This window comes from Deltaproteobacteria bacterium (genome assembly GCA_016930875.1).
Classification (GTDB): Bacteria; Desulfobacterota; Desulfobacteria; order Desulfobacterales.
The window spans coordinates 1-20,104 of the sequence record JAFGFW010000158.1; the positions used below are offsets into that span (position 1 = coordinate 1).

Consider the following 20,104-nt stretch of genomic DNA (forward strand, 5'->3'; position numbering starts at 1 on the left):
AGATCTGCTCCATTTCCTGGACACAATAAGAAAAGCTGCATAGGCTCCGATAAGTAAAACCTCAAAACATTTATGCAACGTTAGGGTCTACAAATGAGGCCATTCGACCAACGACGTTTCCCCTGTGGTCTGTCACGTTGGAATAGGAGACCTCCACTGGAAATACGGTACCACCACTTCGCTGAACGTCGAACTCCTCAATCTCTCCTTTTGTTTTGTCTATGAGGGCCTCGACGTCAGAAAATTTCCTTACTTTGCCTTCAACGAACAATTCGGCGGCGTTTTTGCCCAGCACCTCCGTCTTTTCCAAATACTCGAAGGTCCTGAGAAGGGCTGGGTTCACGAACGTGATACGTCCATCAAGATTTGTTATAATGACGCCATTGGCAGATGAATTCAGTGCATCATAAACGACACTCAACTCTTCTTGAAGGTGTCTTCGATCAAAGGTCTCCATTTCCTTTTCTCGGCCTCGTTTGCCCAGAAATTTTTTTTGGATGGCCTAATCTCGTTTTCATCCTAACAGCTATTTTTCAGCCAATACTCTTTCAATTCATCATGTAACATGTCTTGGATGGCTGCGTCAATTTTCCAGGTTATCTTCTTGATCTTAATCCCGTCTTCAATCGCGGAAAGCAGGCTTTCCATCAGTCTGGTCTCAAGGCCATCTGGGCTCTCATCGCTGGACGTTTCGTACCAAGATGATCTTTTTCCGCGATACTGACCAAGGAACGCCTCCAATTCCTGGACTTGATCATACAGTGGCAGGGAAGAGAAACGGTCCGAAAGTGTTACGGATACTTCGCCGTCTTTTTGTGTCTGCAAGCGGATATCGCTCACTGGGGCTACGCCTTTATTGTTTTATTTAGCGACAAAAAGTGCCTTGTGTTGATTCGGGCTGTTTCTCTAGCCTGTCTCATACATCACCGAGGTTCGTTGAAACACCGTCGGTTGCCGTATCAGGAACCAATTAACTAAATGAACCTATCTCTCAAGCCCCAACGATTTCCATCCCTCTCCGGTAAATCTCCTTCCCATAGTCCGTCCATAATCCTGTTCCCCAGTACCTGAAACAGCTTGTTTGCGAAAGAAGAAGATAAAGAAGAGCTTCCCGGTGGACAGGGTCGTTTTCGTCGATTTTTCCACCATCAAAACGTTTATGGAATGTAACACTCAGGTCGCTCAAAGGATCAAGAAGATCTTTGTACCCTTCCACCCAACTCTTGTTGTTCGTCCATGACGCCCTATCCAGATCAAAACCAGGATACTTCCTTTTTACTTCGTCAATAGCCCGGTCAGCTGCGCCCGGAGAATACCCATCCATACATTCCCAAATCCTGTGTTGCGATATAGGCTGAACGGACGCGCAATCGGTATGATCCATACCCATTGCCTGTATGAATTCAGGTACTCAGACCCGTTCATCGCGACTACGCCTACCTTGCCCACTTCGCCGAAGACCTTCATATAGGCACCTGTCATGATTAGCACCCTATTTTTGCTCACCTTCTTTTCAGACTGGCTTCGGCGGTCACTTCCTACGAATTAATTCTGGCATCTTGTGCTTTCCTGTTTGTGAACCCTCTTTGCGGTGTCGGTCCGTTTAAACGGCTTGTTTCTAACCAGAGACACGGCCATATACCAGTAATTCGATCCCTTTACGGACGATCATGACGGCTATGGCAGCCAACAGAAGACTGGCAATTTTGGACGTGGTCTTGGTTCCCGCGTGACCAAGGAAGCCGTTGATTGTCTCGGCAGATTTGAAAATCAATCCTGCAATGAGAATATTTAATAACAACATTGTGGCTGTGGGCAAAAAGCCGTATTCATTCAGGAGCAGTACTGACGTCGTGAGTACTGCAGGTCCTGTGATCAAAGGGACTCCCAGGGGCACCGCGCCAAGACTCTCCGGGTCCACTTGCCTTTGGACCTTTTCGGCTCTAAGGAGGTCGCTCATTGAGATCACAAAGAGCAGAATGCCACCGGCAACCATGAAATCCGCCACGCTTATCCCCAGCAGGTTCAGCGCGCCTTTCCCGATCGCGAGAAAAGCGATCCCTACGATTGAAGCCGTGATTACCGACTGACGCAGGACTCGACGCACAACAGGCCTTCCCAGGCCTTCAGTAAGCCCCATAAACATGGGAAGAACACCGATAGCGTCAACAGCGACAAAAAGGGGAACGAAACAAAGCCAAAACGATTTTATTTCCAGATCCACCATGCGTCAACAGGAACCCATGCGTCAACAGGAACCTAATACGATTTGGATTTTTCGTCTTGCAGCCCTGATCCGGTCTAGACAGGTCGCTCAGGAAGCCGAAGCACCACCGGTTTCGTCCAATCCCCACTTGAATCCCGATGGGTAAACCCGCTGCAAAGAGCTATTGAGCAGGCATATTATTGTTTGAGGCCAGGCAGTCATTCCTCCACAAACATGTCTCCTCGTGACAGCCGTGTATTCTTTCAGTGCCATAACACGGAATGTTGTTTTCCGCTCTTTGAATAGCCCGGATCATGTCAGTCTTTTTCATCCTATAGGTGTTGATGTCCATGCATTTTGCCATTTTTTGAATGTCCTGGAATCTCATCGGAACCTCCACAGTCTATCCGCCAAACATTCGGCCTGTTGCTCTCTTTGCCACGTGTGTAACGGATCTCGTTGCCTACCTCATAGAAATTCTCCCCTCTTCATCAATGACAAGGTATCTATCCACTGTGATTGTCTTTTGCTTTTCCGTCTCTTCAACAGTACCTGTCACCAGTACTCTTGCCCCAATGAGCTCAGCCACGGCTTTGCCCAGGTCAGTCCGGGCCAAGTCATACGCTTCCCCATCATCCGTCACGATTTGAGCCCTTTCATTGACCATCCCCTCAATCGTGACAGGGTCTGTCTGGGCAATCGTTCCTGAAACCAACAACCCAGCAAGCAACATAAAAGTAGCAAACCACGCTTTTTGTCTCTTCATTGTCCAACCTCCCTGGAAATAGAAATGTAAAAGGTCGTTCCGTTAGCAGGGTCGGATTCGACCCAGGCCTTTCCACCATGGGCTTCCATGATATCCCGCACAATGGCCAGACCCAAACCAGAACCCTCTGTTTGCCGTGAAACTGACAGCCTGCGAAACATGTGGTAAACCTGATTACATTCCTCTTCGTTGATGATTCTACCGTTATTGTTTACAGAAAAGATGTGAAAGTGATCGTCATGGTGGTATCCAATGGCGATCTTGGGCGATCTTGCTGAGGCTGTCACCTCCATGCTTCAAGGCATTGTTAATCAGGTTTCTAAACACCCTTGTCATGGCCAGTTCGTCGGCCATGACTTCTCGGACGCCTTCAGGTCCTAAAAGACGAATGCTTCGCTTTTCGAGCACTTCTGAGACCTCATCTCGAATCTGCTCCACGACCTTATGAATGTCTGTCTTCTCCATGTTCAGGGCGGCTTCAGTGGCACTGATGTATTCGTTAATGGCCATGACCAATCTCAAAACCTGATCGGCTGCCTTTTTAATGGCCTTGCAGTACTTTTTCAGCTTGTCATCCAAAGCATCGCCGTATCTTTCAAGGATGGATTCCATCATACCGACAATGCCTACGGTCGGGTTTTTGAGATCGTGAGAAATCGTATACGCAAAGAATTCAATCTCGTCTTTTTTCTTTTTGATTTCCTCGGCCTTAATCTTAATGGCTTCATGAAGTCTTGCCACATTGACGGCAATTGCAATTTGATTGCCGACTGCCACAAAAAGATCTACATCGGATTGGGTCAAAGACACGGTCCGTTTGGAAGCCAGGTTCATGACCCCAAGAACCTCTTCGTTGACAATGAGTGGCACACAGATAATCACCTTGAAACCCTGACCTTGAACAAGTTTTGTCCTGGCTGCGTTTTCCAGGTCTGTGACTTTCTGAGCGATAAAGCTTTTGGTTCTGACCGCTTTCCCGGAAAAACCCTCCCCGATGGCGATTCTGCGGAGGTCCTCTGTCCCCACCTCACAAAATCCTGCACAGGCCGCCAGTTCCAGTTGGTGGCCAGACTCATCCATCAAATAGATCCTTACAACGTCTACCTTATAGTGCTCTGAAACCTTCCGAACGGCCCTGTCCAAGATTTCTCGAAGACTAAGAGAGCTGGTCAGATCGCTACCGACGTCATGGAGAATGGCGAGACCCTTGTTTCTCCGTCCCAGCTTAGCCTTACTGAACTTGACAGTTATGTGTTTTCTGTTTTCCGACATAGGTATCTTCCAAGAAAAGAACAGCGGCTTCAGTCCGTACAATAGCGTTTGACCTGTTGTTGTAATTCCTCAATAAGGAATCCGGACCCGCCGTCTTTCAATCTCATCGAGGAAATCCCGGCCGGTGTAAAGAACGACAAATCTTTTCTCAAGTTCATCGGTCAGAGCCTCCACCTTGTCTTCCCCAATGCCAGTAGTGCGGACATACACATTGCGTCGCCCTTCCTCTGTCATTTCCACCGGTGTTTTGAATCATCCGGCTTGACCGCCAAAACAGAACATTCAAGGTGATTGAGCACCTTTTCAGCAGTGTTTCCGATTAAAAAACCAGTGATGCCTGTTCTTGCTACAGTTCCCATGACAACCAGTTCCACCTGCTTCTTTTTTGCCAGATCCACGATCAACTGACTGGGCTTGCCTTCCAATAGATGGACTCTGGAGGATCGGTAATCCAATGAAAACCTTTCCAAAAGCTCTTTGACTCGGGTCTCGTGGGCCTTTCGGGTTTCCTTGAGGAGGTCATCCACTACGGCCTGTTTTAGTCGCGAGCGTGCCCTAAACGTTTTTTCTCGATTCCGGCTCCAGCAATTGACTACGTGAAGGGTACTTCCTTGGGAACGGGCTAATGACGTGGCCAATGCCATGATCTTGATATCGAGGTCATTCATCTTGTCATCAAAAGGCGCAGGATCTACTGCAGCTAGAATTCGATCGACTTGTCTGCCATGGGTCGGTTTGACCGCCCAGACTGGGCAGGGACATTTGCGCATAAGGCGCATAGCCGTACTTCCCAGAAGCATTCCTTCCATTCCGTCGTTCGATTCAATTCCGACCATCACCAAGTCGTGGCTTCTTTTAAGGACTTCCCGGATGATTTCGAGAAATGGGGTACCCCACAGAACTCTCGTGGTCAGTTCGACCCCCTTTGCCTTGGCAGCTGATCTAAACCTCTTCAATTGCTCTTCCGTTTCGTCCCTGTCGCTCTTCGGGATTTCTTCAAAACCCTGTGCTTCCACCAACAGCTCTGCGCCAAAGGGATAGTATTTTAGAACCTGGATCACTGTCAGCGAAGCACTATTACTTTGCGCCAACCTAACTGCCCGATTGAAGATCTGCTCTCTGCCAGGTTTCCCGTCGTAGGCAAAAAGTATGTTTTTAAAACGTTTCATGATAAGTTGCTCCCCTTTTTACAACAATCACCGTGCAGTAGCATGAACTTGCCCCAATACGTTATGGCTAAAACGGGAACGTACTGACAAGAACCAGCAAGCTGTTTTCCCTATGGAACGATAGGCATTGTCATCCCGGCGGAGGCCTCCAGGACCTTGCCGGCCACACTGCCCATTGAATAGTCTTTCACTGCCGACTGTCCTTTTCGTCCCAGTAATACGGTCCCATAACTACTCCCTTTGGCCTCTTCTAAGATATCACTCGCCGCACTTCGGCTACCGTCAACGAGCTTTGTTGCAATTTGATTCTCACTGGATCCCGCCCTGACAATCATCTCTTGGGCTTTCTTCATGTACGGACCGATCTCTTGCCCCGCTTTTTGCTTCCAGAGTTCTTCCAGTTATACGGGGATCTGAGCAACTGTTGTGCCAAGACATTAACCCATTAACATTACAGCAGTTTCAAGCGTTCCGGCAGCCGACAAAGGAACTCCTTGTTCCCCGATGTGTAGGACCGCCTAGTCTCGAGACGAATTCCCCCACTGGGTCGGCCACAAGACATTACAATTTAAGGCAAAACAACCACAGGAACTGGAAGTTCCCCATTTTTTCTTAGGAGAACAGCGGATTCTCTTTCTGATGAAGCATGTACGAAAGGGTGGTGAAATGGGGTCAAACAACGCCTCGGGCTTTGTGACGCCTCATCAGAACCGGGGCGGGTTAGCCCCGTGTATTTTTTACGGACCTCCTTGTTCTTGTTCGACGTGATGCGGTCCCGGCCGTTTCATTGGGTTCTTCGGGACTTCTATCGTCGGGTGCAATAGCTGATTGTACCCGTTTGCTGTGTTCAACCCCCTGACACTTCTGATGATTCTAACCATTTGACCTATTGAAACCTCGTCCGGTTCATGCACATACCTCAGCATCCACAGACTCAGAAATCTCAAAAGGGTTGAGGCAAAGAAAACGACTTGCAGGGGCACGAGGTTCCGGGAAAAGACGTTAAATTGGTGACCGTCAAAGGATTCGAGTGCCAATCCGGCCACAACTGGCCCTAAGACGGCACCAAGCCCTCCGATAATGTTGTAAGCAGATATATACAGAGGCCTGGTCTTTTGTGGAGAAACGGCTAACAACAGGTTATTGGTGCACAGATTGATACCGGCCCAAAATGCACCTCCCATCAGGTGTAGAAGGATTGGGATGACGAGACTGCCTGGTCTGACTGTTGCCCACGCTAAGGGCAGGAAGACAACCACCCAACTGGCAATGCGAATGACCACCTTGTTTTTGACTTTATCAGACACTTTGCCCCACACATGCATACCCAGCAGATCAGCCAGAGCGGAAACCATGGCCAAAGCAGCCACAAATCCATAGCTGAATTGAAGGTCCCGAAGAAAATACAGGGTGAAAAAAGGGCTTGCCAAATAGACTGCGCAGTTCCACATGGACATAAAAACCAGGAAACGTCGAAAATTGGCATCTTTGAAAGGAAGGGCAAGATTCCTGCGAAAAGAAATGTCATCCCGGGAAGGGCTTATAGGCACTTCGGATACGCGGCGCAAAAACCGCAGACTCATCAGGCCAAAAATGACAGCTGATGAAAAAGTTATTGTGAATCCAAAAGAGGGACCAAGTGCTTGCGACTTCGAAAAATCCAGGAAATTTCCAAAAAGGATAGTAGCGCCGATCCCAGCTGCCCCACAAAGCATATTCCTGGTGCCAAAGAACCTCCCTCTGATGTCGCAGGGAACCAGGTCTGATGTCCAAGAGAGCCACGCAATATAACCGACGGTGGCAAAGGCGTGGGATAGAAAAATAAGGCCCAGGACAGTTGTGTGTTTAACAGTATCGTCAGAAAAAGGCAAGAGGCCAAAACCCAAAACAGGAACCCACAGCCCCCTTGAAACCCAGGAAGAGACATAGGCAACTTTCTTTCGCGTCCCGTTTTTCTGTATGAGCCTTGATGTCGGGAGCTGGAATATAGTTACCACAAACGGTAGTGCCGCCAGAATGCCGATCATGAAATCGCTCATGCCGAGATGGAGTGCAAATCCGGTGAGAAAGACCCCTCCTGTGAGCGTGGCGAACACGTGAGCAAAGATCCCATCGTAAAAGGAATTCCTGAAGTCCGGGACAGCAAGCAGTTTCATGGCAATCTGGCATCGAAGAAATCCCCCAAAGACCTGGGATCAATACCGGGAAAGGCGGTCAGGTCTGATATTTCAGAAGATTATTTTTGGAAGATTTCCATCTAGTTTTGGGGTTAGGAACAGCCTTTGATTATATCGCTTATCATTCGGAACACATCGCTAAGACGAATGATTCCGACGATGCGTCCTTCCTTGCGAACATACAGAAACATCAGGTTTCCCAGGACAAGAAGGTGGATCACTTCATTCAGTGGCGCATCGTGCTCCACAATTTCCTTTTCGCGGTGAAGCAATTCCTCTTCCGAAATGGGCGTCATCACGTTACGGACCTTTAGGTTGGCTGCTTTGTGACATGCATCATCCAATGGATTCTGAAGGAGACCGTAGTTTTCTACCATGGACTTGACAAAGTCAGCACTCCATCCACATTGCGAGATTGCCCTGCCGTCTCCCATGGATTTGTATTTTGGCTCCAGGGCTCGGAGAACATCCCAGTGACTTACCTTACCAACAACCCGCTTTTTATCATTCAACTCCCATCTACACGATAAATAAAGAATTCCTTTGGCGATGGCTTGGCTTGTGCTCGTTATTTCTCCGATATATCGCTGAGCGCTAAGTCCTTGCGACCGAACACAGGCAATGATTTCCGGAAGCAGACGATTCAGGCTCATGGATCGGATTTCCGAATCAACATTCGGATTATTGGCCACCTCGAATTGGGCCTCAAAATCGGTCAGATACCTTTCGCGCCCCAGGGACTTTTTCTTCAAGATGGCCGACTCGTGGACATCCTTTTCCCATTCATCTCTGACGTCAGCTTTTAGGAGATGAAGTTTTAACTTCAGTTCGTCTCGTTGTTGCTTCAGCCCCCCAAAAAACCGCTCAAAATCCTCAAAGGTTTTCATCTTTGTCTCCTGTCTCGGCTCTCTACGCCATGTCCGCTTGATCGTTGCGTGGCCTTGCCCGGAACGGGATACATCTTGGCCTCTGTTTTATCCCGATGTCTTTCCAGGTGTTCGTGCCGTTTCAAGGCAAATTCAGCCATGCGTTTAATAATGTGCGGCAGATCCGATTCTCTCCAGACAGAGGCAAAGCCCTTCATTTTTTGAAGACGCTCACTAATAACATAGGCGCCCTTTTCACGAGGATTGAATCGTATGTCCTCGTACCGAAGGTCGACATTATCTCCCAAAACCTTCTGCAACAACTCCCCAACTGTCTGGGCAAAGAACTTTTTCACATCCTCCGTTGATTCTGCGGCGCTTACTTTCTCTCTGAGCCTGGCTCGGAGGTCTTGTTCCAACTTGCTGAAAGAAATCTGTCTTGTCATGTTATGATCTTCCTTATTTCCGAACTTGGCGGCGGTTAGGATTGCCCTGATGACTGGGCGGACATGTCAGCCCAGTCATGGTTCATCGTCAACTTTTTTTGGAAGTTATGGTTTGAAAGGACGAGATGACCTGCTTTATTTTTTTTCCTTTACACTTTGGGCACTGGATCTTCTTCTTTTGATATTCTGAGACACGCATGGTTACCGTGAACGTTTTGTTACACTTCTCGCAAAAAAACTCGTATGTGGGCATGACCAAACCTCCTTGTAGGAAAATCTCGTGAGGAATTGGTTCGTTCAATGCCGGTCGGCCAAGGGATACTTGTCTCGTATCCCCGGCCGATTGGTTGAAGTACCCCGCCAATTTCACAACAAGTTATCCCCCGTGTGTTGTCCCTAATACATGTCCTCAGCAGGCATCTGGGGCATACCCCCTTTTTTCTTTTTTGGCTTCTCCGCAACGGCAGCCTCTGTGGTCAAGAGGAGCGCAGCCACTGATGCAGCATTTTGCAGGGCGAATCTGGCCACCTTTGTAGGGTCGATGACCCCAGTTTTTGCCAGGTCTTCGTACTTCCCAGTCTCGGCATTGAAACCAAAGGCATCTTTGCCCTCCATCACCTTTTGAACCACCACGGACCCTTCAAACCCGGCATTACCAGCAATTTGCCTGACAGGTTCTTGCAAGGCCCTTTTGATGATTTTCACGCCCAGTTGTTCTTCACCGGGAAAGCTGGCCTTCTCAAGGGCGTTAAGTGCACGGATATAGGCCACGCCACCACCTGGGACAATACCTTCCTCCACAGCCGCACGGGTCGCGTTGAGGGCGTCCTCCACCCGGGCCTTTTTCTCCTTCATCTCGGTCTCCGTGGCAGCCCCCACATTGATCACAGCCACCCCGCCAACCAGTTTTGCCAGGCGTTCCTGGAGTTTTTCACGATCATAGTCACTGGTGGTTTCCTCGATCTGTACCCGAAGCTGCTTGACACGGCCTTCCAGGGTCTCACGACTCCCGCCACCTTCGACGATGGTGGTGTTGTCCTTGTTCACGGTGATGCGTTTTGCCGTTCCCAGATCGTCGATGGAGATATTCTCCAACTTGACACCCAGCTCCTCGCTGACTACTTGGCCGCCGGTCAGGACGGCAATGTCTTGCAACATGGCCTTGCGCCGGTCACCGAATCCCGGGGCCTTCACAGCAGCACATCTGAGCGTTCCGCGGAGTTTGTTGACCACCAGTGTGGCCAAAGCCTCTCCCTCCACATCTTCTGCGATGATCAAAAGCGGCCTTCCCATCTTGGCGACCCGTTCCAAAACAGGAAGCAGGTCCTTCATGCTGTTCAGTTTCTTCTCGTGCAGGAGTATGGATGCCTCTTCCAGGTGGACCTCCATCTTCTCAGCGTTAGTGACGAAGTATGGGCTCAGGTACCCCTTATCAAACTGCATCCCCTCAACAATCTCAAGGGTCGTCTCCATGCTTTTGGCTTCCTCCACGGTAATGACCCCTTCTTTGCCCACCTTATCCATGGCTTCTGCAATGATATCGCCGATGGTTTTGTCGTTGTTGGCGGAAATGGTCCCCACCTGGGCGATCTCTGTCTTGTCCTTGGTCTGTTTGGACATGTTTTTGAGGTCTTCAACCACCAGATCTACGGCCTTTTCGATGCCACGTTTGATGGACATGGGATTTGACCCTGCCGCCACCAGCTTGCACCCCTCACGATAAATGGCCTGGGCGAGAATCGTTGCCGTGGTCGTGCCATCGCCTGCTACATCAGAGGTCTTGGAGGCAACTTCCTTCACCATCTGGGCACCCAGGTTTTCGAACTTGTCCGCGAGTTCAATTTCCTTGGCAACGGTCACGCCATCCTTTGTTACCCTGGGCGATCCCCAGGACTTTTCGATGAGCACATTGCGACCCCTTGGACCCAGGGTCACCTTTACAGCATCGGCCAGCGTGTCTATGCCTTTCATCATTTTTTCCCTGGCAGTCATGCTGTATCTGATTTCCTTGGCTGTCATGGTTCAAACCTCCTTTCCAATTACTTTTCGATGACCCCCAGGATATCATCTTCTCGAAGTATCAGGTGTTCCACGCCATCGATCTTGATGTCTGTGCCAGCGTACTTCCCGAAGAGTACGCGGTCGTTTTCTTTAATGTCTAACGGAACGCGCTTTCCGTTGTCGCTCGTTTTTCCAGGTCCTACGGCGACCACTTTGCCCTCCTGGGGTTTTTCCTTGGCCGTGTCAGGGATGATGATGCCCCCTGTCGTCTTTTCTTCCTGATCAGTCCGGGTGACTATCACCCTGTCATGTAAAGGTCTCACTTTCATCGCAGAAGCCTCCCTCTTCCTTAGACTTTGCTACATTCCGTTTATTTTTCCTTTCAAAATTTGCTGCAGGGAAGTCGATACACCTTGTATATTGTGTAACACCAAAATAAGTTTCGCAGCTCCGGTATCTGAAACCAAGGTCCCGTCTTATTTCGTCTTTTTCACTACTTAGGGTTGACATTACCGTTTTTTGTGATAAAGTATTGAGTATCTTCCGGTTGGGAGATTTGCTACTTAATACTTTATCACAGGGGCCATAATGAGTACTCAGCCTTCGCCGTTGGAACTTCTGGTAGAGTTGTTTTCTCATGAAAAATGCTGGATGATCGATGATATCTCAAAGAATCTTGGTTATGCTGTTATCTCTATTCGACGTTTCTTGAAACAGATCGGATATTTCAGAAGTTTTACCCATAATGCAAAATGGTACACACTGCATTCTATTCCCCATTTCAATAAAGACGGAATCTGGCTGCATGAAGATATTGCCTTTTCCAAACATGGAAATTTGACACGGACAATCATTCATATGATCTACAAATCCCCTCAAGGTTGTACAGCCAAATACCTTGCCGACAAACTCCATTATTCATGCCATGCCGTTTTGACGAACATGTACAAAGCCAGGCTGATTGATCGGGTTAAATTCACTCATGAATTCTCGTACCTTTCGATGAATGATAAAATCAATCGGCAGCAGTATAAACGTCTTGAGATACAAAGAGTCAAAAGAACCTTACAACCTTTAAGCGCAGAAACGGCAGTTCTTGTTTTAGTTGAATATATCAAAGAGCCTCAACTGTCCTTTCAGAATATTGCCGCAAGGCTCAAGCAAAATAAGAATATTACAGTATTGGCGGAAGACATTGCCCGGTTTTTCCAGCAACACGGTATAAAAAAAATGCCGGATTCATCGATCTTAACGCATTAGATACGCTAAAGACCTGTGTAGATAGGATGATTGAGGATACCTCATCATGCTGTCTTTTGCCTGAACCTCCTATTTTATGTTTTAAGCCCATGCAAACAACTTGTTCAGATTGCCATGCTCAACTTAATGTGCTGAAGACTCGGGTAAAATCGGCTCTTACCATGCATATTGGCCCATTTATTGCCCATGAAACGCTTCTTCACTGCAAGCGGTGCGGGGCTGAAACGGTTTATGCTTCCGATGATCTACACAAATTGGTGCCGGATCGTTGCACATTTGGTTATGATGTTTCGGTCCACGTCGGCAAAGCTCTCTTTCTCAGGCATCGCAATACCAGGGAAGTCATTGATGAGCTGGCAGCCAAAAACATCCCGATAAGTGCCAGCGAAATTGATTACCTGGGAAAAAAATTCATTGTTTACCTCGCCATAGCCCATCGACAACGCGCTGATAAAATCAAAGCAGCCATGCAAGTAAAAGGCGGATATGTTTTGCACCTGGATGGTACCTGTGAGGGTAACAGCCCGTTATTAATGACCGGATTGGATTCTATCTCGGAAATTGTCTTGGGCAACGTGAAACTCCCCTCTGAAAAGGCAGACAAAATCATCCCTTTTTTACGTGAGATCATTAGCATGTTTGACTACCCTCTTGCCGTTGTTCATGACATGGGCCGGGGCATTTTGAAAGCTGTTGCAAAGGTATTGCCTGACACACCTGACTTTGTTTGTCACTTTCATTTCCTCAGAGACATTGGCAAGGACCTGTTTGGAAATGAGTACGCCATAATCAGAAACCGATTAAAAAAACACGGAATCACTTCAAGGCTACGGCAGAGAGCAAGCGCACTGAAAAAGATCATGGATGACAATCCTTGCCTGATCGATGCGTTTTACTGCCATGTTGAAAACCCATCAGGCAGGCCGGAGGCCACCGCCGGGCTCTCTCCGGCAGTTATCGCATACAGTCTTATTCAATGGGCTTTGGATGGTAAAAATCAGGGCAAAGGATATGGTTTTCCATTCGATCAACCCCTTGTCGCGTTTGCCCAAAGACTTAACGTTGTTTATGCGCAAATCAATCGGCTGAAAAATGTTCGATCAAACGATGCAAGAAATGACCACAAAGCGCTTGTCAAGGTCTCAGGCGATCTTAAGCAAGTCATTAGCGATACTGTTTTATGCCAGACGATTGCCGAAATTGAATCAAAGATCAAGGTTTTTGAGAAACTTCGGGATGCCATGCGAATCGCTCCAAAGTCAGGATGCCAGGGGCTTAACTGTGATGGCGTGGATACGAACATCCAAACCATCGAAAAGAGGGTCAAGAAATTCCACGACTGGCTCAGCAATCATGACAAGTTTTCAAAGAACACGGATTACGGGAAGCTCATTGCGCAATTAGACAAATACTGGGAAAAACTGTTCGCCGATCCTATTGACATTAAAACTGCATTTGGCAAAGTTACAATACAGCCACAACGAACTAACAATATAATGGAGCGTTTTTTTAGGGACCTGAAACGGGGAAACCGTCGAAAGACAGGTAACAACTCCATGTCCAAAACACTCCAGGCGATGCTTGCAGATACGCCTTTAGTCAAAAATCTCGAAAACCGCCAATATGTAAATGTCTTGCTCGATGGCAAGGCTACTTTGGAAGAACTGTTTGGGACCATTGATAACAAAGCTGTACGAAAAGAATTACAGAATGTCAAAAAATCTGTGGATAAAGTTCCAGCCAAAATCAAAAAGATTATTGCTAAGCCGATGTTTTCTGAGATAATCCAAAATATCTTAAACTGATGCCATAATTGATGCTAAATAAGTCAAAATCCAACTGAATTTTGTGGCCATAGGTGATTTTCAACACACCATCCTTGTAAGCGGCATCCACCTTGTCTTTTTCAACCTCAGCAGGAAGGCGAATCGAGCGGGAAAAGGCCCCATAGCTTCGCTCGATACCGTGAAAGTTTTCGTCCTTTTCTTCCTTCTCCTGCTTCCGTTCCCCGCGAATGCTCAGAATGTCACCGGTGATGGTGATGTCGATGTCTTTGGCATCCATGCCAGGAACCTCTGCCTTGACGACAACTTTGTTGGCGGTTTCCGACACATCCACGGACGGTGCCCACGCGCCTTCCGCACCGGAAGGCCTGAAAGGCCACCCCTCAAAGAACCGATCGAAGAGCCTGTCCATCTCGCGTCTGAAACCGGTCAGTTCGCTACGCCGGCTCCACGGTACCAAACTAGAATTTTTCATACTATCACCCCCTTTCCCTGTTTTGCTTTTGATGGTTAGGCTATCGGCCCATACAGATCTCTTATGGCTTTAACAAATGAGCAACTGCCGTGCCAATCAAATTAACTTATTGATATTTCAAGCTCTTGATAATTTTTAATGAATGGCACTCGGAACTGTCAGTTCCGGTTTCCGTGGAAGAAAGTTCGATGTCCTCTCTGATAGAGCGGTGAGCGGGATTTAACCTATTGAAATAGTGAGAGATTCAACTAAGAGAACTCCAGGTTCCACTTTTGCCCATACCAGAATTACAGATTCTTATTTACGGATTGGCGCCGAGAGTTGGAAGGGTTTCGACCTCTGAGCAATCTACCCGTTGCCTTCGTCATGACGAATTATCAATCTTTTCGGTCGGACCATTGGCATTCAAGATCTTGAGCTCCAGAGGTCTTGTGGTATCGAGATGGACATCCCTCTGTGGGAAAGCAATGACGATGCCAGCTTCACGGAAGAGGCCATCAATGCGGAATCGCACATCGCTTTCAATTATGCGACGCTCCATAATTCGAATCACTATAATCCAAAAATATGCATGAAATACGAGAGAGTTATCCCCGAAATCACTGAAAAGCACAAAAGGCTCAGGTACCTTGAGAACACTTCCGTGGCCGAAACGGCTTTAATCATAAGACGTTTCACTTCACGTACAGGGGACCCATAGGCTACTCCAACGGTGATGCGGGCCCGGATCATCTTGTCTGAGAGAGTCCAATTTGTTATATTTTTTTCCAAAAAAGTGCTATTCGGCACCAGGATATGTATATTGCCAGCCGTTCGTATGCGTGTGCACCGTGCGCCAATCTCTTCAACTTTAGCGAAGTTCCCTTCTATTTCGACCAGGTCGCCTATCTTAATCGGCCGCTCAGCCATGATAATGAATCCGCTGATGAAATTGTTGATGAGGTTCTGGGCGCCAAAACCGACACCAATGGCAATAGCACCACCAAGGAAAGTAAAAGCCGTAAGGGGAATGTTAACCATGCGCAAGCCAAAGAGAATGATCAACAGGAAGCCGAGGTAATAGATTATCTTTTCAAGTGCGGCGGCGGCGCTTGCTTCCAGGTTCATTCGAGGCAGGAGACGGTTCCTCATGACCCGGATGAAGTGCTTAACCATGAAAAGACCCAAGACTAAAATCAACAGGGCGATCACGACCTTTCTCACCGTCACAGCCTGGTCATCAATCACCCATAGTTCAAAGTTCCAGACATCTTTTGCCTTGCTTCCCACGGCCAGGACCGTCTCCCACAACGCAACATGCTCACGCCTTGAAACAATTTCATCCAAAAGTCTGTGACTTGGCTCTTTAGTGGCCAGCAGCATTGATAGATACTCAAGGCTTCGTTCAGCCAACTTTTGAAGAGCCTGCCGCTGTTCCTGTAAATGTTGTCTTATCTCCGGATTTACGGCCTCTTCCGAAACTTGTTTTTCTAAAGCTGCAATCTGAGACTGTAAGTTGGTCCCGTAACTCTGTTGCAGAGACAATACCCCATCAATGCTCTTGATTTGAGTCTCGGCATCTCTCCGCCAGACATCAATCTGTTCATGACTTGCCTCATCTTTGACAAGCTCATAACGTCTTTTCCAAACCTGCTCCCTCTGATTTATGAGATGCAACATATGCTCGGTCTGCTCCAAAACCCTTTGATAGGTTTCGCGCCATGTCACCCGTGCTTTAAGGAAGGCAGAGGCTATGACAAGCTCGCTTTCATTCCTGGCATCTGATATCTTTTGCTGGGCCAGGAGCCATGCGGTCTCTATCTGTCTCTGTTCGCGCAGCAATTTTCCCCGGCGTTCTTGTAATTCAGCCCTCTTTTTTTCAAGGCTCTGCAGCTGCTTTTCCAGATCACTTTGCTCAAAATGGAGGCGGCCGCGCACCCAGCTGACGCTCTGTTGTCCGATATCTGTTTCCAGTTCTGCTAGCCGGAGTCTTGACTGAAGGTTTTCAAGATTTACTTTTTGAAAATCGAGGATCGCATGAGCCAGTTCCACATCCAATGTCCCTTGTTCAAGATCCCATCTGAATTTACCTGAGTCTTTCCCAGTTTCTGCGGTTTTTGTTTGTTCCTTGAGGCGGCGCAAGGTCTTTTCCGCCTCTTGAAGCCTCAGCCTGGCATCTTCTACGGCTCTTTCCGCTGACCTTTTTCCCAACTCAGCCGCTTCCTTTTCTTGTTTGGAAGCGGTCATTTCATCCAGGAGGTGATCATAAAAACTCAAAGAATACGGTGGCTTTTGGGAAAGTCCAACCTGTTGCTGCGCTTTTCGCTTCTCCCGTAAGAGATCCTCTTCCTTATACAGAGTTGCCTGCTCCTTTAAGGCAGTGAGAAGGCGTTGATACATTATATGAGTCTCTCGCAGTTCAGCAGTACGGGCCTGCAGATCGAAAAGTGACACCCCAAACTGCTGCGCTGTGTTATCATTCTCAGCAGCTTCGGATACCTTTATACGCTCTTGAATCTCCTTTATTTTATTCTCTGCCACGGTGGGAGTCATCCCAGAAGACACCTCTTCATTAGTGACTCTCCCGGGCGATTCTTCGGCTGAATCCGCCAGCGGCATGCCAAGCCACAAGAGCATCAGAATTATAATGAGGGGAACAATCAGGCTGGGATTTCCCAATCGCTCTAGCGCTGGCAGCTTGTTTTCGCTGTGCCCTCGAAATTTTCGGTTTGTCTGCTTTTCTTTAAATGGGTAATGCATAGTCATCTCCAAAAAAAAGCTTAACAAACTCACTTTGCCATGAACTATTCCGCTCCGCGGTCACCACTCACAAGGACGAGAAATCTCTTATTCTTTTCCGCACTATCGCCTCGCTAACCATAGGAAAGCAAGGGTGTAACTCGCCTCTGTCTCCAACGATCAATAGGCGCTTCTATTGCATAATAAACGACCAACGAAGCGAAGAAGACAGCCAGCAGCAACAGGATAAACGGATATTCTTCTTCAAAATACTCTTCAAAGACTGCAATTATGAGGAAGTGGATGATATAGATTGGATAGGAAATGTTGCCGAGAAACCTGTCTAGCCTGCTGTCCTTTGTAAGATTGAATATGAGTGGCATGGATAAGAACATAGTGAAAGCAAGCAGTGCCAGCGAGAATTTCTCGTTTATTTCGTTGTAGAAAACAAGCACGGCCAGCAATGTTGTCCAACAAATCAACCCCAGTGAATATTTCCTTCTATACTCTTTGATCCGGGTGAAAAGAAAATAGCTGAAATAACCGATAAGAAAAAGACACAATTCAGCGGGAAAGAATCTTCGCAAAAACAAATCATATTCCGGACCTTTTGAAACAATAAAAAGACGCAAGGCAAGGCTCAGGATGAAGATCGCCCCCACCCAACGCATACTACGTCGCAAAATAAGGGGGGCTAACAGGTAAAAACATAATTCCAGAGAAAGAGACCACGCTTGCGGGACTAACATGTAGCTCCAGGCTTTTACTGAGGCCGTTCCATTTGGCGCCCAATAGAAGGAGTAATTCGTGGTGTCTATGCCAAGCAGAAACAGCATTTCCTGCCCCAGCACCGCTACGTTTGCCCACAAATACAATACGGCCATGAACACACCGTGTGTAAAGACTTTCTTAAACTTATCAATGTAAACAAATATGCCCACATCAAAAGCATAGAGAACTCCGAACGACAGAAATAACATGAACAAATACGTTGGAAATAGACGCAGCAACCTATTTGTATAAAAAACAAAAACGCTGCACGTCTTGTATTTCTGAGCAAGAATCAACGACATATAAAAGCCGGATATCATGAAAAAGGCCTGAACCGCAACCTGTCCGGGTATGATACTGATATCGAATGCATCCGCATGCGACATCAAAACGGCAAAGGCAAGAAATAAACGAATCGATCCCATTCACCCCACCAGCGGACGAGGAATGATGTTGACGGAAATCACCGGAGTTTCACCTCTCGTGGAATTCATAGTCATCCCTTCGGCGCCTGCGTCTCTTGTTGTTTTTGCCCTTTCCACTGTTATTTATCTCAATCCCTCGCACCCTATTTTTTCGACACTGCGGGCAGCGTTTTGGTCTGTCGAAACCGCGAGCAATAAAACGCGCCTGTTCGGCAGCCGTGAAGCCAAATGCGTTTCCACATTGTATGCACGCCATGATCTTATTTTTCATCCCGGTCTTCCTTAGCAAGCTTCTAAACCTCCTTCATGAAGATCATCTTGTGGTCACTTTTTCGATAGAAATCATGCAGCACACAAACCACACGATAGCCGCATTTCTCATAAAAAGATCTTGCGGCTGCGTAGGCCGCGGTTGACGAGGTGTCCACGTAGATACGCCTTGCCTTTTTCCTGACGACAAACGCTTCCATGCATTCAAGAAGCCTCCCTCCAATCCCTTTTCTTGAAAATTTCTCGTCCACTACGATCCAATAAACGTCGTAACAATTATCCGTCATCGGAATAGGGCCAAAACAGGTGAACCCGACCAATGAGCCGGTGCGATCCACCGCGCAAAAGACATGATACTCCTCACGTTCCGGATGCCGCAAAGCTTCTCCCACGACCTCCATAGCGATCTGAATCTCGTTCTTGTTGAAGGTGCCCCTCAGTTCAATAAGAAGGCGTATCTTGTCCTTATCCTGAGGCACGAGAGGTCTGATGACCATCTTTTCCGGACCTTTGAAGTATGAAATGCACGATGCGGCTCACCATATCCGAATAGCTCATACCGGCTTTTTCGGCGGCCGCCGAAAATCCGGCGTCAGGACTGAGACATGGATTGCCATTAATTTCAAGGACATATATTCTTCCCTGGCCGTCGACCCTCATATCGATGCGTCCATAGTCTTTGAGCATAAAAAGACGGAAGCAATCAAGCGCTGTCCTTTTTATGGCTATTAGGAGGGCTTGGGGAAGATCTTGTGGAAACTCTCTGGGTGTGTGATGGTACTCAAAAGACGTCTTATCCCATTTGGCCCGGTAGCCCACGATGGACCGGAGACTCTCGGGAAAGTCGGAAAAATCGATCTCTGCTACCGGCAGCACGCTCGGAGAGGGGTAACCGAGAAGGGAAGCATTGAACTCTCTGCCCTCAATATACTCTTCTACCAGAAGGGCCTCGAAGCGCTCTGATAACTCCGGGAGACGTTTTCTAAGCTGTGCCTCGTTCTCAAAAATCGATTCCTGATCAATGCCGATGCTGGCATCCTCGAATCTCGGTTTGGCCATAACAGGAAACGTCAGGCCCGTGGGATGAAATGGTTCCATTGCATTGTAAGTTGTGTAATTGGGCGTGGCAATCGCACTGGCGTGAAGGAGTCGCTTGGTGATGAACTTATCGGTTGTGAGCATGAGCGCCATGGACGGGGAGCCCGAAAAGGGAATTTCAAGGACTTCAAAGACAGCGGCCGGATGCCCTGACAATCTTCCATCTTCATTCACCGTCTCACACAGGTTGAAAACCATTTCCACCTTTTCTTCTTTCATTCTCTGGATGAAGCGACCCAGGTCCCTTGTAAAAAAGATACGTACCGATGAATGACCCAATTCCTCCAGGGCCTTCTCAACAGCCTCTACCTGGGCCATTACGTCCATGGAGGCTTCCGAAAAAGCCTGCCCCTGTGGAGCCGGTTCGTTATGGACAATGCCGATGACCCTCCCACCCATG

General features: G+C 47.9%; 26 protein-coding genes. 2 read left to right on the forward strand and 24 right to left on the reverse strand.

All coding sequences use genetic code 11. From position 1 onward, the window contains the following. Positions 1 to 70: 70 nt before the first annotated feature. From JW883_13300 to groES, 17 genes are all read right to left on the reverse strand, one after another. Entirely contained in the window at positions 71 to 457 is a 387-nt protein-coding gene (locus JW883_13300) for a PAS domain-containing protein (GenBank protein ID MBN1843242.1), read from the reverse strand. Between the two features lie 62 nt (positions 458 to 519). Then, positions 520 to 840, reverse strand: coding sequence for a hypothetical protein (locus JW883_13305; GenBank protein ID MBN1843243.1), 321 nt, complete (start codon positions 838 to 840; stop codon positions 520 to 522). A 151-nt stretch (positions 841 to 991) separates the two neighbouring features. Next, the gene (locus JW883_13310; GenBank protein MBN1843244.1) at positions 992 to 1,324 is read right to left on the reverse strand and encodes a hypothetical protein; all 333 of its coding nucleotides are present in this window, start codon (positions 1,322 to 1,324) and stop codon (positions 992 to 994) included. Positions 1,325 to 1,618: 294 nt separating this feature from the next. Continuing rightward, positions 1,619 to 2,227, reverse strand: coding sequence for a MarC family protein (locus JW883_13315; GenBank protein MBN1843245.1), 609 nt, complete (start codon positions 2,225 to 2,227; stop codon positions 1,619 to 1,621). A gap of 160 nt (positions 2,228 to 2,387) precedes the next feature. Beyond that, complete coding sequence (locus JW883_13320; protein MBN1843246.1) at positions 2,388 to 2,594, reverse strand: SAP domain-containing protein; 207 nt, start codon at positions 2,592 to 2,594, stop codon at positions 2,388 to 2,390. A 75-nt stretch (positions 2,595 to 2,669) separates the two neighbouring features. Next, positions 2,670 to 2,972 carry a hypothetical protein gene (locus tag JW883_13325; GenBank protein ID MBN1843247.1) on the reverse strand — a complete coding sequence of 101 codons (303 nt, stop codon included), beginning with the start codon at positions 2,970 to 2,972 and terminating at the stop codon, positions 2,670 to 2,672. Further along, the gene (locus JW883_13330; protein ID MBN1843248.1) at positions 2,969 to 3,259 is read right to left on the reverse strand and encodes a sensor histidine kinase; all 291 of its coding nucleotides are present in this window, start codon (positions 3,257 to 3,259) and stop codon (positions 2,969 to 2,971) included. The genes JW883_13325 and JW883_13330 overlap by 4 nt, the downstream gene beginning before the upstream one ends. Continuing rightward, positions 3,210 to 4,244, reverse strand: a complete 1,035-nt coding sequence (locus JW883_13335; protein ID MBN1843249.1) for a GAF domain-containing protein — start codon at positions 4,242 to 4,244, stop codon at positions 3,210 to 3,212. The genes JW883_13330 and JW883_13335 overlap by 50 nt, the downstream gene beginning before the upstream one ends. A gap of 69 nt (positions 4,245 to 4,313) precedes the next feature. Beyond that, a complete protein-coding gene (locus JW883_13340; GenBank protein MBN1843250.1) occupies positions 4,314 to 4,478 on the reverse strand; it encodes a hypothetical protein in 165 nt (54 codons plus the stop codon). After that, positions 4,475 to 5,413 (reverse strand): universal stress protein, encoded by a 939-nt coding sequence (locus JW883_13345; protein MBN1843251.1) that lies wholly within the window; start codon positions 5,411 to 5,413, stop codon positions 4,475 to 4,477. Before JW883_13345 ends, JW883_13340 begins: the two co-directional genes overlap by 4 nt. A gap of 110 nt (positions 5,414 to 5,523) precedes the next feature. After that, positions 5,524 to 5,766, reverse strand: a complete 243-nt coding sequence (locus JW883_13350) for a universal stress protein (GenBank protein ID MBN1843252.1) — start codon at positions 5,764 to 5,766, stop codon at positions 5,524 to 5,526. Between the two features lie 384 nt (positions 5,767 to 6,150). Continuing rightward, entirely contained in the window at positions 6,151 to 7,569 is a 1,419-nt protein-coding gene (locus JW883_13355) for an MFS transporter (GenBank protein MBN1843253.1), read from the reverse strand. Between the two features lie 113 nt (positions 7,570 to 7,682). Continuing rightward, the gene (locus tag JW883_13360; GenBank protein ID MBN1843254.1) at positions 7,683 to 8,477 is read right to left on the reverse strand and encodes a hypothetical protein; all 795 of its coding nucleotides are present in this window, start codon (positions 8,475 to 8,477) and stop codon (positions 7,683 to 7,685) included. Continuing rightward, positions 8,474 to 8,902, reverse strand: a complete 429-nt coding sequence (locus JW883_13365) for a hypothetical protein (GenBank protein ID MBN1843255.1) — start codon at positions 8,900 to 8,902, stop codon at positions 8,474 to 8,476. The genes JW883_13360 and JW883_13365 overlap by 4 nt, the downstream gene beginning before the upstream one ends. Before the next feature lie 88 nt (positions 8,903 to 8,990). Further along, positions 8,991 to 9,155 carry a zinc ribbon domain-containing protein gene (locus JW883_13370; GenBank protein MBN1843256.1) on the reverse strand — a complete coding sequence of 55 codons (165 nt, stop codon included), beginning with the start codon at positions 9,153 to 9,155 and terminating at the stop codon, positions 8,991 to 8,993. A 143-nt stretch (positions 9,156 to 9,298) separates the two neighbouring features. Continuing rightward, positions 9,299 to 10,921, reverse strand: coding sequence for a chaperonin GroEL (gene groL, locus JW883_13375; GenBank protein ID MBN1843257.1), 1,623 nt, complete (start codon positions 10,919 to 10,921; stop codon positions 9,299 to 9,301). 20 nt (positions 10,922 to 10,941) lie between these two features. Beyond that, positions 10,942 to 11,232, reverse strand: a complete 291-nt coding sequence (gene groES, locus JW883_13380) for a co-chaperone GroES (GenBank protein ID MBN1843258.1) — start codon at positions 11,230 to 11,232, stop codon at positions 10,942 to 10,944. Positions 11,233 to 11,554: 322 nt separating this feature from the next. Here groES and JW883_13385 point away from each other — a divergent pair, with 322 nt between their 5' ends. Together JW883_13385 and JW883_13390 are read left to right on the forward strand one after the other, a co-directional pair. Then, positions 11,555 to 12,163 carry a hypothetical protein gene (locus JW883_13385; GenBank protein ID MBN1843259.1) on the forward strand — a complete coding sequence of 203 codons (609 nt, stop codon included), beginning with the start codon at positions 11,555 to 11,557 and terminating at the stop codon, positions 12,161 to 12,163. An 89-nt stretch (positions 12,164 to 12,252) separates the two neighbouring features. Further along, positions 12,253 to 13,968, forward strand: a complete 1,716-nt coding sequence (locus tag JW883_13390; protein MBN1843260.1) for a transposase — start codon at positions 12,253 to 12,255, stop codon at positions 13,966 to 13,968. Here the strand turns inward: JW883_13390 and JW883_13395 are convergent. From JW883_13395 to JW883_13425, 7 genes are all read right to left on the reverse strand, one after another. Further along, complete coding sequence (locus JW883_13395) at positions 13,925 to 14,422, reverse strand: Hsp20/alpha crystallin family protein (GenBank protein ID MBN1843261.1); 498 nt, start codon at positions 14,420 to 14,422, stop codon at positions 13,925 to 13,927. The two genes, JW883_13390 and JW883_13395, sit on opposite strands and share 44 nt — an antisense overlap. Positions 14,423 to 14,786: 364 nt before the next feature. Next, positions 14,787 to 15,035 carry a hypothetical protein gene (locus JW883_13400; GenBank protein MBN1843262.1) on the reverse strand — a complete coding sequence of 83 codons (249 nt, stop codon included), beginning with the start codon at positions 15,033 to 15,035 and terminating at the stop codon, positions 14,787 to 14,789. Further along, positions 14,975 to 17,161: a mechanosensitive ion channel gene (locus tag JW883_13405; protein MBN1843263.1), complete on the reverse strand. Its 2,187-nt coding sequence runs from the start codon at positions 17,159 to 17,161 to the stop codon at positions 14,975 to 14,977. The genes JW883_13400 and JW883_13405 overlap by 61 nt, the downstream gene beginning before the upstream one ends. A gap of 113 nt (positions 17,162 to 17,274) precedes the next feature. After that, positions 17,275 to 18,336: an acyltransferase gene (locus tag JW883_13410; protein MBN1843264.1), complete on the reverse strand. Its 1,062-nt coding sequence runs from the start codon at positions 18,334 to 18,336 to the stop codon at positions 17,275 to 17,277. A gap of 49 nt (positions 18,337 to 18,385) precedes the next feature. Continuing rightward, complete coding sequence (locus tag JW883_13415) at positions 18,386 to 18,607, reverse strand: zinc-ribbon domain containing protein (GenBank protein MBN1843265.1); 222 nt, start codon at positions 18,605 to 18,607, stop codon at positions 18,386 to 18,388. Positions 18,608 to 18,629: 22 nt separating this feature from the next. Then, complete coding sequence (locus JW883_13420) at positions 18,630 to 19,085, reverse strand: GNAT family N-acetyltransferase (protein MBN1843266.1); 456 nt, start codon at positions 19,083 to 19,085, stop codon at positions 18,630 to 18,632. Continuing rightward, positions 19,072 to 20,103, reverse strand: coding sequence for a D-alanine--D-alanine ligase (locus JW883_13425; GenBank protein ID MBN1843267.1), 1,032 nt, complete (start codon positions 20,101 to 20,103; stop codon positions 19,072 to 19,074). The genes JW883_13420 and JW883_13425 overlap by 14 nt, the downstream gene beginning before the upstream one ends. Position 20,104: the final 1 nt, after the last annotated feature.